The following is a 14,739-nucleotide window of genomic DNA, read 5'->3' as shown; positions in this document are numbered from 1 at the left end:
ATTTAAAAATTCTACTACTTCATTCCTTTTATTTTAGATTACAGCTGGATTGACTGATTAATTCTTAAACTTTGGTGAAATCGCCCTGACGTTCTCCTTATACCTTAATTGATTCATTAAACTAACAATTTCTTAAGTTTATTTTTGATTAATTGTTGTTCAGTTTGTTATTAAACAATAAAGAGGAAAGGGTAATGTTAATAATTATTATTGACACAAGGAAAAATACTGTATTTACAGAATGTTATCAGTATTGAATATAAGAAAATTAAATTAAATTTTTAAAATAAGGTGCCGCATGGGCGGCTAAAGTGCGTGTTTATATCTTGACTATCGTCTGTGTCCTTTAACGATTATGTGACCAAATTTAGTTTTTATCACTTCTGAAGTAGATACATCACCTTCACTAAGTATATTTTTTCAGCTTTTGTACCCTGTTCATTTTTGACAGTTATATTTAACAATCGCATAGATTAAAATCTGCTCATATTGGGTCGAGGTGAGCCATTTTTTTGTTGTACTGGTTTTTACTTTTAGTGAACCCCTATGTGGTTAGTAAAAAAGGCTGATTTGGCCACCTCACATAATACAATTTTAGAGAAATAAACTATGCCAACCTTGTCCATGCTGGATATTCTAAAAGAGCTCCAAACCATCCAGGGATTAAAACAAAAATCACTCGCCTATAGCGCCAAAACCAATGAGTTCATCGAGCGCATTCACCATGATTATGGTGAAGAAGGGGCTTATTTCATGAAGGCCACATTACAGCAGTGGGGACTAGGTGACTTTATAGAAGCAACGGCACTCCCTAATACTACTCTTCCCCCAAATGATAAGGGATTTATTCATCATGACTGTTATCAAAAAGTGCTTCCTTTATGTCAATTAGCCCTTATTGTGGAACACAATGGGGTGGCTGAAGACCATGCTTTTAAATTAGCCACGATTTTTAAGGATGAAAAAGCGGTATTGAATTATTTACTCCAATTTAAAGACCAAAATGCCCACAACTACCTGGTTCATGATGCATGCTTATTTGAGTTACCCAAAGCCGATATGTGTGCGTTTCCACAATGGCTAAAACTGGCCAACCTTTACCTTGCCAATCCCCGTTTTCGCACCCTTTTGCCGCATGCAGAAGCTATTGAGGCGATGGGGAAAATGGGTAAGAAAGCAACGAAACAAGAAGGCCAAAAGTTCGATGCACAAATAAGGGATAAAATTCAAGACGTCAAAAAGGAACTCTCTACGGTAGCAAGACAATATAAGAGCCTTAAGAAAAAGCCCTTGACTAACCCCGAAGCAAGAATGGCACGCGAGGAACAGCTGAAAGTATTCAGTCAACGCTTATTTGAGCTGCAAACCCAACTCGTTTCTCTTTGCCAAGGACGATTACCTTTGGCAAATATTGACATGATTGTTTTGGAAGCCTTTTATGCCAAGTACCAACAAGAACATAGTGCAGCCCAACAAATCTTAATTCAAAACGGCATCAGCCCGCAAAATAGAGAGCAATTTTATGCCCTCAAGCGTGATAATGCGGAGAAGACGATTCCTGATGTGCTTATTGATGGCAAAGACATTGGCTATCCTGGGATTTATATTAAAAAACTGGATACAACCAGCGATAAAGGAGCAGCACTTGCGGCCTGTCTTGGGAAAATAACGCATTGCTGCCAGTATCTTGGTGGTGTGGGCAGTGAGTGTGTTGTTCATGGCATCGCCTCGCCTAATGGTGGTTTTTATGTTTTATGCCAAGGTGAGGCACAAAATCCCTCCCTGGATGATGCCATTTTGGCCCAAGCTTGGGTATGGAAAGGGCAAAATGGTGCGTTGTGTTTGGATTCAATTGAGTCTGCAGTAAAGCAAGAAAAAATCGCGCCGGTGGCAGATATGTTTCGGTTGCTGGGGCACACCCTGTGTCAGGAGCATCACATCCCCCAGGTGAATACAGGCGCACAAAGTGGGATCTCGCGTCAAGTGGCCTGCAAAGATTATCCCGCGATCAAAGAACGCCTCCAGGATTATACCGGGTACTGCGATTCTAAATCGCAACTTCCCCTTGCTGGTGCGAGCATGCCTTATCTTTTTTATGGCAAGGTGGCCTCTTCCCAATTACAAGCCAGGATTGCAGAGGAGACGAAACGTTTTTTTCAAGAATTATTCAGCACCCAAGAATCACTGCACAATAACGAAGCCTTGCAACAAGTCCTTGCTTTTACCCTCTCTACCAAGAATCTCGCGTTATTGCAGTTATTAGCGCAGTATGCTTCCAATCACAACGAAGCCTTTGATGCGCTGTTAGCGAACCGGTATTATCTGGATCAATTAAACCAAGGAATCATCGCTTTTGATGCTCTGGAACAAGGTGCCTCTATTAATGCGAGGAACAAAAAGGGACAAAGCGCTCTGCATATTGCGACCTTAAACGCAGATAATGAGAGTCTCAGCAAACTCATTGCACGCGGCATTAATGTAAACATCCAAGATAAATACGGTAATACTGCCTTAATCCATGCCTTTAAAAAAGTGGTCTACAAAGATAAAAACGAAGTTGGACGCGATATTGCCCAACAGTTGATTGCAGCACAGGCGCAAATTGAAATTAAAGATGAGGATGAAAACACACCGCTTATCATCGCGGTTAAAAACAATGACTTAGCCATGGTGAACTATCTGCTGGAATACGGAGCTTGTCTTGAAACCTTTGATGGCGACATGAAAACTGCTTTATTTTGGGCTGCTGAGAACGGAGATGAGGCCATTTTTGATGTGCTCCTGGAACACGGTGCTACAGTCAATGGAGTCAGTTACCCAGAGGAAAATACTCCACTGATGGCCGCATTAAAAAATCACCATTTTGGTATCGCACAAAAAATCTTGTCGCAAAAAGAAGTAGCAATAACACAAAAAAATAGGTACGGCGAGACAGCACTTCATCTGGCTGCTGATAATCCTGAAATCCTAAAGGCCATTCTCGCATTATATCCAGAAAATCAATGTCTAGAGGCGGTGAAGGTCGAAAACAAAGGTGGCGAGACAGCACTTTATTATGCAGTTATGAATCCTGAAAGCCTAAAGACCATTCTAGAACTATTACCAGTAAATCAGCGCTTCGAGGCGGTGAGGATTCAAAACAAAGACGGCAATACAATGCTTCATTATGCAGCTACAAATTCTGAAAGCCTAAAAACCATTCTAGAGTTATTACCAGTAAATCAGCGCTTAGAAGCGGTGAGGATTCAAGACAAATATGGCAGAGCATTGCTTTACTTTGCTGCGACAAATCCTGAAAGCCTAAAGATTATTTTAGAGTTATTGCCAGAAAATCAACGCTTAGAAGCGGTGATAGTTAAAAACAAAGATGGCAATACAGTACTTCATGATGCCGCTATGAATGCTGAAAGCCTAAAGACTATTCTAGCATTATTGCCGGAAAATCAACGTCTAGAGGCAGTGATAATTCAAGATAACGATGGCCATACAGTGCTTCATCTGGCTGATGATAATCCTGAAAGCTTAAAAGCCACTCTAGAATTATTACCAGTAAATCAGCGTCCAGAGGCGGTGATAATTCAAGACAACTATGGCCATACAGTGCTTCATTTGGCTGCTATAAACTCTGAAAGCCTAAAAATTGTTCTAGCATTATTGCCGGAAAATCAACGTCTAGAGGCGGTGGTAATTCAAGATAACTATGGTCATACAGTGCTTCATCATGCTGCTGATAATTATGAAATCCTAAAGACCATTCTAGAGTTATATTCAGAAAATAAACGCTTCGAGGCGGTGATGAGTCAAGACGAAGGCGGCAATACAGCACTTCATTTTGTTGCTAGCAATGCTAAAAGCCTAAAGACTATTCTAGAGTTATTGCCAGAAAATCAACGTCTAGAGGCGGTAAGGATTAAAAACAAAAACGGCATTACAGTACTTCGTCATGCCACTATCGTGAATCCTGAAAGCTTAAAGACCATTCAAGCGTTATTGCCTGCAAAAACTGACTATAGTAATAAAAATAAGGATATTTTAATACCCCAAAATAGGCACTCATTTTTCACAACTGCTAAAGAAAATAAGAGTGACAAATATGTGCTGCATAGCCCAGCCCCTGTGTGATGAACGCTGCGCTGAGAAGCTACAGAGTGTAATTAATTGTCAACAAACCTTATATTTGCTGTTAAAATTGGATTTTAGCTAATGTCGCAGTATGATTTTGGACATTCTTTGCTTAACATACAATGAAAGGATAAAGGAAATGAACAATTTGCCGAATTGCCCTAAATGTAATTCTGAATACAGTTATGAAGATGGTGATGTATTTATTTGTCCTGAATGTATGCATGAATGGCCAAAAGATATTGGTGAACGCAATGAAGAGTCTGTGCGAATTATCAAAGATGCCAACGGAAATATACTGCAAGATGGTGATACAGTAACTGTTATCAAAGACTTAAAAATAAAGGGTTCCTCTCAGGTTGTAAAGGTAGGTACAAAAGTAAAAAATATCCGATTAGTTGAAGGGGATCACGATATTGATTGCAAAATCGATGGTATTGGGGCTATGAAATTAAAATCTCAATTTGTTAAAAAAATTTAATTTCAGTTCTCAGGCAAGCAGAGGTCTCTTGATCACATCTTATCAAGAGACCGCCACTAAATAGTCTTCAACACGCTCTCGTAATCTAAAAAAGCCTTTCCATACCGTAACCCAAGCGGCTTTACCTGTTCTTTTGCTATCACTCCATCCCCCAGCTTTGCTATGGCTTTATATACCCAAGCAGCACTCAGTACTATTTTAGGAAGTTACACTGTGAAAATACAAATTCTGACCAGCACTGAGGATTTTCAATATCTAGATCCACATCCAACTCCAATACAAAAAAGCTATTGGATCATTTTTTTGTATCGCAGCAAGATGTGTGTAAGATTCAGGCGAGATTTGTTGTTTTTTAGACTTTCCGTTTTCACGGAAGGTGACGTTAGGAGCACGTCACCCTCTGCGTAAGCAGGGGGTCTATTAAATGTTATGTTGCAAGCTGAAATGTCGAGCAAGATTTGTTGTTTTTAGACCTTCCGTTTTCACGGAAGGTGACATTAGGAGCACGTCACCCTCTGCGTAAGCAGGGGGCTATTAAATGTTGTGCTGCAAGCTGAAATGTCGAGCAAGATTTGTTGTTTTTAGACCTTCCGTTTTCACGGAAGGTGACGTTTAGAACCTCGTCACCCTCTGCGTAAGCAGGGGGTCTATTAAATGTTATGTTGCAAGCTGAAATGTCGAGCAAGATTTGTTGTTTTTAGACCTTCCGTTTTCACGGAAGGTGACGTTTAGAACCTCGTCACCCTCTGCGACAGCAGGGGGTCCATTAAATGTTGTGCTGCAAGCTGAAATGTCGAGCAAGATTTGTTGTTTTTAGACCTTCCGTTTTCACGGAAGGTGACGTTTAGAACCTCGTCACCCTCTGCGAAAGCAGGGGGTCAATTAAATGTTATGCTGCAAGCTGAAATGTCGAGCAAGATTTGTTGTTTTTAGACCTTCCGTTTTCACGGAAGGTGACGTTTAGAATCTCGTCATCCTCTGCGTAAGCAGGGGGGCTATTAAATGTTAATTTATTAGTATTTCTTAGACATGCAACCATTGCGCTAATTGTCGAATCCCTGATTGTAAATCTTCTTCATATCCGCCAAAGGATAATCGTACATAACCTTCATTTCCAAATGCAGTTCCTGGTACAAGAGCAACATCGGCTTCTTCCAATGCTTGTTTGCAAAATTCCTCTGAGTTTTGATTTTTAACCCCTAAGCTATTTAAGGAAAGATAGATATAGAGAGATGACAGCGGAGGTATTATTGTGAGCCCAAAATATTTATCTAAAGCTTGAATGATACAATCCCTTCTTTTCTGCATGCATTGTTGAACCCAGAGACCAACATTGGTTTCCTTCAATACCGCAACGGCAGCCCATTGACCAAGAGTTGTAACTCCACTCGTACTTTGACTCATTAATGCAGCTAATGGTTGAATAATAGTTTTGGGTGCGAATACAAAACCAACCCGCCAACCAGTCATGGAAAAGTTTTTTGAACAACTTTGAATAATAATGATCCGATCTTTAAACTGAGAAAATGAACCACAAGATATATAGGTATGCTCATCGTAAATGAGCCCACTATATACTTCATCTGCAATCACTAAAAGCCCATGCTCATGAGCAACTTGTAAAAGTTCAGCCAATTCAGATTGTGTATACAATGCACCGGTTGGATTGGCTGCATTATTAAGAATAAGTATTTTGCTTTTAGAGCTGCAGGCATTTTTAAGTGCTTGAGGGGTTAATTTCCATCCTTCGATTTCCTTGGTTTCGACGATTATAGGTGTGCCTCCAAACAGGTGGGTGATTTGTGGATATGAAACCCAATAAGGAGAGGGAATGATGACTTCATCATTGTTGTGTATCAATAATTGCATTAGTAAATAGATTCCAAACTTTCCACCGTTAACAACTAAGCAGTTTTCATTTGTGAATGAGCAATTGTAGGATTTGTTCATCCACTCACAAGCAAGATATCGTAACTCTGCTACCCCAGATACAGGAGGATAAAGAGTTAGGCCTTGTTCTAAAGCTTGCATGACTGCGGCGGTTATTATTGGATGAGGCAATAATTTAGGTTCGCCAGCACTGAGATTATAAATTTTAAGACCCGAGTTTATTTTTTGTTGAGCCAGTGAATTAATAGCAACAGTGGCTGAATCTTTCAGTAAAAATTGTTTAGAATAATTCATTGTTTTTGCACCTTTTTCGAGTTTGAAATAATTATTTTGAATAAGCGCGTGACAAATTCCTGTTGTAAGTGGTACTGAGTTGATAACTCTTCATAATACAGAAACAATTTTTTTTCACGTTGGTGATCTACTATTTTTTTACCTATTTTTGATTTTATCTCTCCTATTTGTTTTGCCAATTCTTGACGTTGCGCTAATTTTTCAATGATGTAAGCATCTGTTTGTTCAATTTGTTTTCTTAATTCTTCAAGCGTACACATAGAATGCTCCTTACTTTTGAATAGTGGCTTTATCGCTATGTTTTTTGACTAAGAGAAACGCAGTACGATTAGGAGAGCTGTCTTGAATATTTTTCGCTTTTATTTCTAAACCATAAAGTTGCGCACAACGCTCTGGAGCAATTACAGCAGAATAGGAGGGTAAGACTCCTTTTGCTAAATCTTTTGCAGCCTTTGCTGTATCAATCCATTCTATTTGCCCTGTATTTTTAAATTGTTTCTTTAAAAACCGCTGACATTGGGCCAGTCCTTGCTGATGAGATACAATATGCTTGATTTGACCTAGATCAGTATCACTCCTAACGAGCAGACATTGATTAATTTCATGCCAAAACTCATCAATTGGTGTAAACAAATGTTTTCCCATGGCAAGAAAGGCTGGTTTTACTAATCCACCTAAAAGATTGACAACTGGGATGATGCCTAGATCTATTACTCCATCTTCAATGGCATTGAGTACACCTTCCATGTCTAATAAATAAGCAAAAATAGAGTCGAGTCCTTTCTTTTTGGCATAAAGAAAGGCAGCTTCTTCAGAAAACGAACCAACATCACCAGCAATACCAAATAAAATAGCCATTATTGCACCTCTCTTTTATTATTCATGTCTAATGCATTCAATTCTGCTAATTCCAAAAGAAATGATTCTGTTTGTTCCCAACTTAGGCACGGATCAGTAATGGATAGTCCATTTAAATCCAGTTTATTAGGATTAATGGGATCGACTTTTTGGTTTCCTTCTTTGATATAACTTTCTACCATGAATCCTTTTACCAATTGTTTTAAATCGGGTCTATTTTTGAGATTCTCGATGATGGATAACGCAATTGATGGTTGTAATTGATGATTTTTTTTACCATTAATCAGGCAGTTATCATGGCTAACATCGATAATTATCGAAGGATTAATGATTTGGTGCATGTCCATGTGGTTTTTTACCTCCTCAATATGTGCAATAGAATAATTGGGGGCATGATTAGAACCACGTAAAACAAGATGAGCATGATGATTACCATGTGTTTGTACTTCATAGCCATCAAAGGCTGCGACATGAGGATGTTGTGATGCAATAATACTGTTTACTCCTACAGCCAGCGAACCATGGGTCGGATTTTTTAATCCTGCCGCACAGTCTAGGGCAGAAGCAAAAATACGGTGTTCTTGATCTTCTGAGCTACGAGCACCAATAGCTACCCATGATAAAAGTTCCAGAAATCCTTTGGCATTGTGGGTGAATAGGGCTTCATCAGCGATAGGCAGTCCCATCTCAATAACTTTAATCATCATATCCCGTGTGTATTTTATTCCTGAGGCAATATCTGGCGCCAAGAATAAGTCGGGTTGATTGACAGGACCTGTCCAACCCTTAGTTGTACGAGGTTTTTGGATGTAAACGCGCATAATTATTTTTAATGCGTGTTTTACTTTATGGTTCAATTGGACTAAACGATGGGCATATTCTAAAACGGCTTTTTTAGGCCAAGCAGAGCAGGGGCCAACGATCATTAAGAGGCGTGTATCTCGTCCTTCCAAAATCGCTTTAATTTCGTTTCGGTCTTGGGCAATTTGCTGGTAAGCAGAATGGGATAAGGGTAATTCTTGGATAATTTTTTCTACTGGTGGTAATTTTTTTAAAATTGAATAACTCATCTTTGCCTCCTGGAACAAGAAACAATTACGGAGAGCTCGTGGGAATGATGGGTTCTTGGGGGATGATGCATGATTTACACTCCTCTTGGTTTCATCCAACTCCCTTACTTTTATCAGTCTGGGAATTCGGATGCCAAAAGCCCCCAGACTAAGCTGGGGGTTGGAGTGTTAGTTAACTCTACCTACCACCCAGCTGCGGGCTAAAAAAGCTAAAATAAAAAAAGCCAGCAAAGACTTGTATCAAATCTGCTTTTTTATTTAACTTGATGGTTTTAGTAGAATGGAACATGAATATTTAGAAAAAATAACTGTACATTTAAGTTACACTATTGCAGTAACATTTGTCAATATACCTCGAGTTGTTTATTTTTTGTTCATTAATAAATTCTCATCAATCCATTATTGGTTAATATGATTAAAATTCGATCTTTTATTGTTATGAACCCAGATATGTCTTTATTTGTAACAGAGAGTTAAATTAATGAATATTTTATTATCATTTATGAGGTTATGAGTAATAATCAAGCTGTTAGAGAAGATGATCTAGATAACTAAATTAGCTTACTCGACAATACCCAAATTATGACTTAATACGTAATGTAATTTTAATACAAAACAAAAGGTAAATTATCATGCAAGATATAGTTAATATTGCTGGTGGTGAAAAAAATAATGAACTTTACCAAGAATATCTTGAATTCTATCGAAAGAAATTTCCTAACCATGCACGCATTTTAGCAAATATATCAGTCTTTTTATCGGATGCATCACTCATAGCAAAGTCTTTGCAAAACTTAGAGCAAGAAGTCAAGTTTTTGTGGGATTTAGAGAACTCCAATAGAAATGGGTTGCAAGCGCTAGAGCTTAGGAAACCGAAGCAATATTGCAGTTTTATGGATCTCTTATGGCCTAGTCCGGACGAAGAACTCACTACAAATAAAACAAATAATCTACTAAGCAAGGTTTTGCTTTATAAAGAACAAAAGTATGGAATAAATTTACATGAAACTCCAACTCAAAGACCAGTACCTAGTTTTATTGGATTTATAAGTAAACTAGAAGCAGATGAGGTTTTAGAAAGAAACGAGTTATGGAGTGAAGAAAATAAGATATCCCCCTTATTTTTTCATGGCAAAGAAACTCATCGTTTACAATTTAATTTAATTATTAGTGCGGTTGAGCAAGGTATTCTTGATATAGGCGGATTAAGCATTCTTGAATTAAAAACTATTTTTGCAAAAATAAAAAATACTGAAACAAATCTGCCTGCTTGGGACTTAATGATTGATACTGTCGCTGTTGGAAACAATGCTAAAATGAGGAAAGACCATCCTTTACTTAAAAGACATATACCAACATCTATTACCAATGCGGCTGAACATAATTCACCCTATATTTATGTAATGGATCCCTATTTTTTTCATTCCTATTTAATGACTGTAGCAAGCACTAATTATCCTTACCTTGCACAATGTATTATTGAAAAATTTTGTAAATCTGCTTTTAAATTAAATGCAATTGAAAACTCGTTAGGTTATGAGAACACTTCAGACGGTTATCCTAATTTAGAAGAAATACCACAATCCAAGCGCTCAGTAATGCATACCTTAGAAAGACAAGCATCTTCTTATAATAAGGCCGCAACGCATATTGTAAATAGCGAACACATTTTGCAATATCAACAAGCCAAAGAAAAAGGAGAGCAGGGCTGTGATGTAACCGATCCTATAAAATTACCACTTCGTAATGGAGAGGCAAGAAGCAATGGTTATATTTTTAGAGATACTGTTGGAATTGTTTTTTATAAAAAACCATACAATGGCTGGCAAGAATATAAAAAACAGAGAGAGCAACAACTCGATAATTTACCCATAAAAAGTAAGGTTATCTAATTTATAAGTAAGTGTACCTAATCCCCATAGCAGGCTATTCTCTCTATTTTGTGTGTCTGTGCGTCATCTGCTGCATTTACCCTATCTTTTGTTATGGGGAAACACGACATTAAGGTTTAGAACGAGTATTTCTTGAACCTCTAGCCAATGGTTTTTTATGGGGCTTAGCATAAGTTGAAGTCGTTTTTTTCTTTACCTGAGAATATTTTTTAGTTGTAGAAGATATATTGGTTTGAGGCACATTATGTTGGGGTTCAAAATCTTCAATTTCAATACGATTTAATTTGTGTTGAATCAATTTTTCTATTGACTGCAATTGACTTACCTCATCGGCACTTACTAGTGAAATTGCTAATCCTATTGAACCAGCACGTCCAGTTCTACCAATACGATGAACGTAATCTTCAGCCACTTGGGGTAAATCAAAATTAATGACACAAGGCAATTGATCAATATCAATTCCTCGAGCAGCAATATCTGTAGCCACTAAAATATGTAATTCCCCAGATTTAAAATCATTTAAAGCTTTGGTACGTTGGGATTGGGATTTATTACCATGGATCGCTGCAGCATGAATTTGTGCTTCAGCTAATTGCTTAACCAATTTATTAGCACCATGTTTTGTCTTAGAAAATACTAAAGCTTGGTTCCATTTATTTCTATGAATCAGATGGCTGAGTAAAGCTGCTTTTTGGTTTTTATCAACTGGATGTACCGTTTGTTTGATTTTAACAGCCGTTGTATTTCGCGGTGTAACATCAATTTCTATTGGTTGATTAAGAATGGTCTTTACAAAACTACGGATTTCATCAGTAAAAGTGGCTGAGAACATAAGATTTTGTCGATTTTTAGGCAGGTAACTAATAATTCGTCTCATGTCATGAATGAAGCCCATATCGAGCATTCTATCGGCTTCATCCAGTACCAAAGTATCAATTTGATCAAATTGTATGGCGCGTTGCTGATGTAAATCTAATAAACGTCCTGGTGTGGCAACCAATATCTCTACTCCAGAGCGTAATTTCATCATTTGAGGATTAATTTTTACTCCACCAAAGACCACTGCCGAACGAAGTGAAAGATAACGTCCATATTGAATGATGTTTTCGTGTACTTGACTGGCCAATTCACGTGTTGGAGTTAGAATGAGTACTCGTGCTCTATTGCCTTTAGCTCGAGGTGTCGCGCTGAGTTTTTGCAAAATAGGTAACACGAAACTTGCAGTTTTTCCGGTTCCGGTTTGCGCTGAAGCAAGTACATCTTTGCCTGATAATACTTTTGGAATAGCTTGAGTTTGAATTGAAGAGGGTTCTTTGTAGCCTAATTCATCAATAGATTGAAGTAAGGGGTCGATTAAACCTAAAGATTTAAAACTCATGCTGTTTCCTTTATTTATTTGTATTTGTGAAAGAAGAAACTGGTGTTGATATTATTATTCAGTATGCTTATTTCGTTGGCAATTATACCACGAATGGTAATAATTATTGCTACATTATGATTTTTAGTAAGCTTAACTTGTAAGTAGGCGTTAAATTTCGGTACTTTTCACCAACTATTTTACGATTTATTCGTTTCAAATAATTAATTATCAAAATATTTGATATGACATATAAATAGAGTTGATTGGCTTTTTTAATAAGTTCCAAGCGACAAAAGAGGATGTTGAACAAAGCTTACATCGATTTTTTGCAGTCAGTGCTTCTAATCTTCAAAACTCTGAAATACCTCTCACTTCGATAATACCTAAAAGGCAATCCATTCTTCTCAATAGTAAAAAAGCGAAATCATAATATTCTTCATTTTTTTTCATTTATAGTAGTATATTCTAGCCAAAGAAGAGGCTTACTTTGGCTGGTTTTTCATTGTGTTACCTATAATTACAATGTTTTCTAGCCCTTACTTTTAATGCATAGCCTCAAATTTATAAACTAAACTTTATAGAGAATTACTGAATGAAAAAGATTATTACTGCTTTAATGATTCTATTAACTCTAGTTCAGAGTTCTTATGCTAATTCATCTGATTTTTCCCAAGAATTAATAAATCAATTGCTGGAACGACACATGAAAAATTTTTCAGGTTTTGAGCACCAGTACTTTGGTGATCAGATTAATCTCCGCTTTGATAATAGTAATCCAGGTAAGTTGTTGCATTTGCCTAATGGTTTAATCCTTACTTATGGTCAAATCGTAATGTTAGCGGGAGATTTATTTGGTGATCCGCAACATCCAATTTCAATGTGTACTATAGACAAACGCAAAGAATGTTTTAATCTCCAATTTTATGCTTTGGCAGGGGATAAAGACAAAAACAATTGCCAAACCCCTCGCACACAAGCGGAAAATCTTATTCAATATCAGAAACAGATTGCACAACTTCTAATGGACTGGCGATCACAAGGAAAGACGGATTCGGAATTTTATAAAGAATATGGTTCAGCAATTAATAAAAAGCTAAATCGCTTGACTTGTGGCGGCAGTTTTATCAGTGATTATATTCCTTTTGGCAATTACTTAAAGATTTCGGAAGCTAACTTTGATCACTATCAGCCTGATTCATTAATTGCTTACGAGGTTGGGCATCAAGTAGCTCTTGATACAGCTTTGCTTGCCTATCAACAAAAGATTAAAGGCAATATTACTCATGCTGAGCAGTTACTGGAGTTAGCATATGCTCAAAATGCTTTTGCAAATCATTACTTGAGTGATTCTTTTGCTTCTGGTCATATACGAACACCTCGACGTGAAATAGAAAAACAAGTCTTTTTACCTTCTATTCTGAATTTACTGCTTGCTAATCTTATGCATGATGAAGACAACCGACTCGGTTTAAATGTGGTGAATCAAGAGGGTACTTTTTGGACTGTCTATGGCGATAACTATCTTTTTAAAGAAGAAGCTGAATTACAGCGTATTATTCTATTACAAGCCATGCAGCGTTCTGCGGATAGTATTTATGATACTTTTGAATCAGGTAACTTTCCTGAAGATTTTAGTGAATTAAAGTTAGTGCCGTTATTTAAACAAGTTGAGCAACTAAACCATACTTCGCCTTTATTTAAAGTGGACAATGGTGTCTTATTAAGGAGAAAAGATGGACATGATCCTTATAATTTTGAGTGGACTGAATATTGGTCTGGACTAATTACATTATTGGAATTGGAGTGGTAAAACGCACTTAACATTGATTGCATACCATATTGGCGTTCATTAGAATTTTATTTTTTGATTTAGTTTATAAGTATACCAATTGTTTTGACATCGATTTGCTGTTGAGCGAACGCTGACTGCTAAGGCAACCGTTCGCTCAACAGGATTCAGGATCATCTGGCCTCAAAAGATTTTTCGCCACTAATTTGCTCTTGGCGTAGAATCAATCTGTTCAGAAAGCTCATCCGCAATTTCTGGTGGATCAGCTGGTTCAGTTTTTTCTTTGTTCAACCGTGCTTTTAAGTCGGTTTCTTGAGATGGAGATGCATTTGAGGTCTGTATTTTTAAGGGGGGTATTTCTGATTTTTCTACCTTATTAGTAATAAAGCTATCTTTAATAGAGGGATAATTCTCATAAATCTGTTTACCAATTAAAAACAGTTGGGCACCGATCATGGTTCCTATATTTGCAATATTTTCCTGTTGCTTACTATAGTTCGATTCTCCTTCAAATATATCATGAACTTGTTGCATGTTAGAAATATTATCAAAATGCTGAACGATACTTTCAGTACTTAAAGTATTTATTGTTTGATTAACAGCATAGGTAAATCCCGCGCTAACAGCACTTGTGGTTAAATTGAATAAAGTTTTTTCATCACTTAAAGCATTTATTGTTTGATTAGCAGCATAATTAAATCCAGCGCTAATGGCACTTGTGGCTAAATTGAATAAACTTTTTTCATCGATTTGAGTTTTTTTTAAAAGCCACGATCCAAATGATTCATTCTTTGGTTCTGGAATGCTTTGTTGTTCCTTCATCCTGGTGGCTCTTCGCCCCGCCTTAATTTTACCTTGGCCCATTTGTTCCTCCTGATATCAATGATATCAAAAAATAATCATATAGTTTTATTTTAGTTCATTTGAGATGATTATTTGTAATTTATCTGGAGCAATAATTACTTCCAGCCATTATTCTACGT

At 37.1% G+C, this 14,739-nt stretch carries 10 protein-coding genes and 1 pseudogene; 4 read left to right on the top strand and 7 right to left on the bottom strand.

Going from position 1 to position 14,739, the window contains the following annotated elements:
* Positions 1 to 609: 609 nt before the first annotated feature.
* Positions 610 to 4,122, top strand: coding sequence for an ankyrin repeat domain-containing protein (locus Lsan_RS21175; RefSeq protein WP_058516071.1), 3,513 nt, complete (start codon positions 610 to 612; stop codon positions 4,120 to 4,122).
* A gap of 139 nt (positions 4,123 to 4,261) precedes the next feature.
* On the top strand, positions 4,262 to 4,603 hold the full coding sequence (locus tag Lsan_RS21170) for a zinc ribbon domain-containing protein YjdM (RefSeq protein ID WP_058516070.1): 342 nt from the start codon (positions 4,262 to 4,264) through the stop codon (positions 4,601 to 4,603).
* 42 nt (positions 4,604 to 4,645) lie between these two features.
* Here the strand turns inward: Lsan_RS21170 and Lsan_RS22425 are convergent.
* The 5 genes and pseudogenes from Lsan_RS22425 to Lsan_RS21150 form a co-directional block, all read right to left on the bottom strand.
* Positions 4,646 to 4,791, bottom strand: a pseudogene (locus Lsan_RS22425) (IS4 family transposase); the annotation flags it as partial.
* 835 nt (positions 4,792 to 5,626) lie between these two features.
* Positions 5,627 to 6,787 (bottom strand): pyridoxal phosphate-dependent aminotransferase, encoded by a 1,161-nt coding sequence (locus tag Lsan_RS21165; protein WP_058516069.1) that lies wholly within the window; start codon positions 6,785 to 6,787, stop codon positions 5,627 to 5,629.
* Entirely contained in the window at positions 6,784 to 7,047 is a 264-nt protein-coding gene (locus Lsan_RS21160; RefSeq protein WP_058516068.1) for a chorismate mutase, read from the bottom strand. The genes Lsan_RS21165 and Lsan_RS21160 overlap by 4 nt, the downstream gene beginning before the upstream one ends.
* 10 nt (positions 7,048 to 7,057) lie before the next feature.
* The gene (locus Lsan_RS21155) at positions 7,058 to 7,645 is read right to left on the bottom strand and encodes a prephenate dehydratase (RefSeq protein ID WP_058516067.1); all 588 of its coding nucleotides are present in this window, start codon (positions 7,643 to 7,645) and stop codon (positions 7,058 to 7,060) included.
* A complete protein-coding gene (locus Lsan_RS21150) occupies positions 7,645 to 8,715 on the bottom strand; it encodes a 3-deoxy-7-phosphoheptulonate synthase (protein ID WP_058516066.1) in 1,071 nt (356 codons plus the stop codon). Before Lsan_RS21150 ends, Lsan_RS21155 begins: the two co-directional genes overlap by 1 nt.
* A 632-nt stretch (positions 8,716 to 9,347) precedes the next feature.
* Here Lsan_RS21150 and Lsan_RS21145 point away from each other — a divergent pair.
* Positions 9,348 to 10,607: a LirA/MavJ family T4SS effector gene (locus tag Lsan_RS21145; protein WP_058516065.1), complete on the top strand. Its 1,260-nt coding sequence runs from the start codon at positions 9,348 to 9,350 to the stop codon at positions 10,605 to 10,607.
* Positions 10,608 to 10,716: 109 nt separating this feature from the next.
* Here Lsan_RS21145 and Lsan_RS21140 read toward each other — a convergent pair whose 3' ends face one another.
* A complete protein-coding gene (locus Lsan_RS21140; RefSeq protein ID WP_058516064.1) occupies positions 10,717 to 11,985 on the bottom strand; it encodes a DEAD/DEAH box helicase in 1,269 nt (422 codons plus the stop codon).
* Between the two features lie 574 nt (positions 11,986 to 12,559).
* On the opposite strand from Lsan_RS21140, the gene Lsan_RS21135 reads away from it, so the two are divergent.
* Complete coding sequence (locus tag Lsan_RS21135) at positions 12,560 to 13,777, top strand: hypothetical protein (protein ID WP_058516063.1); 1,218 nt, start codon at positions 12,560 to 12,562, stop codon at positions 13,775 to 13,777.
* A 180-nt stretch (positions 13,778 to 13,957) separates the two neighbouring features.
* Here the strand turns inward: Lsan_RS21135 and Lsan_RS21130 are convergent, their stop codons facing one another.
* Positions 13,958 to 14,620 (bottom strand): hypothetical protein, encoded by a 663-nt coding sequence (locus Lsan_RS21130; RefSeq protein WP_058516062.1) that lies wholly within the window; start codon positions 14,618 to 14,620, stop codon positions 13,958 to 13,960.
* Between the last annotated feature and the right edge of the window lie 119 nt (positions 14,621 to 14,739).

Origin of the sequence: Legionella santicrucis (genome assembly GCF_001468135.1) — a bacterium.
Classification (GTDB): Bacteria; Pseudomonadota; Gammaproteobacteria; order Legionellales; family Legionellaceae; genus Legionella; species Legionella santicrucis.
The sequence above is the reverse complement of the archived record's forward strand: the minus strand, read 5'-3'. Positions and strand labels throughout refer to the sequence as shown.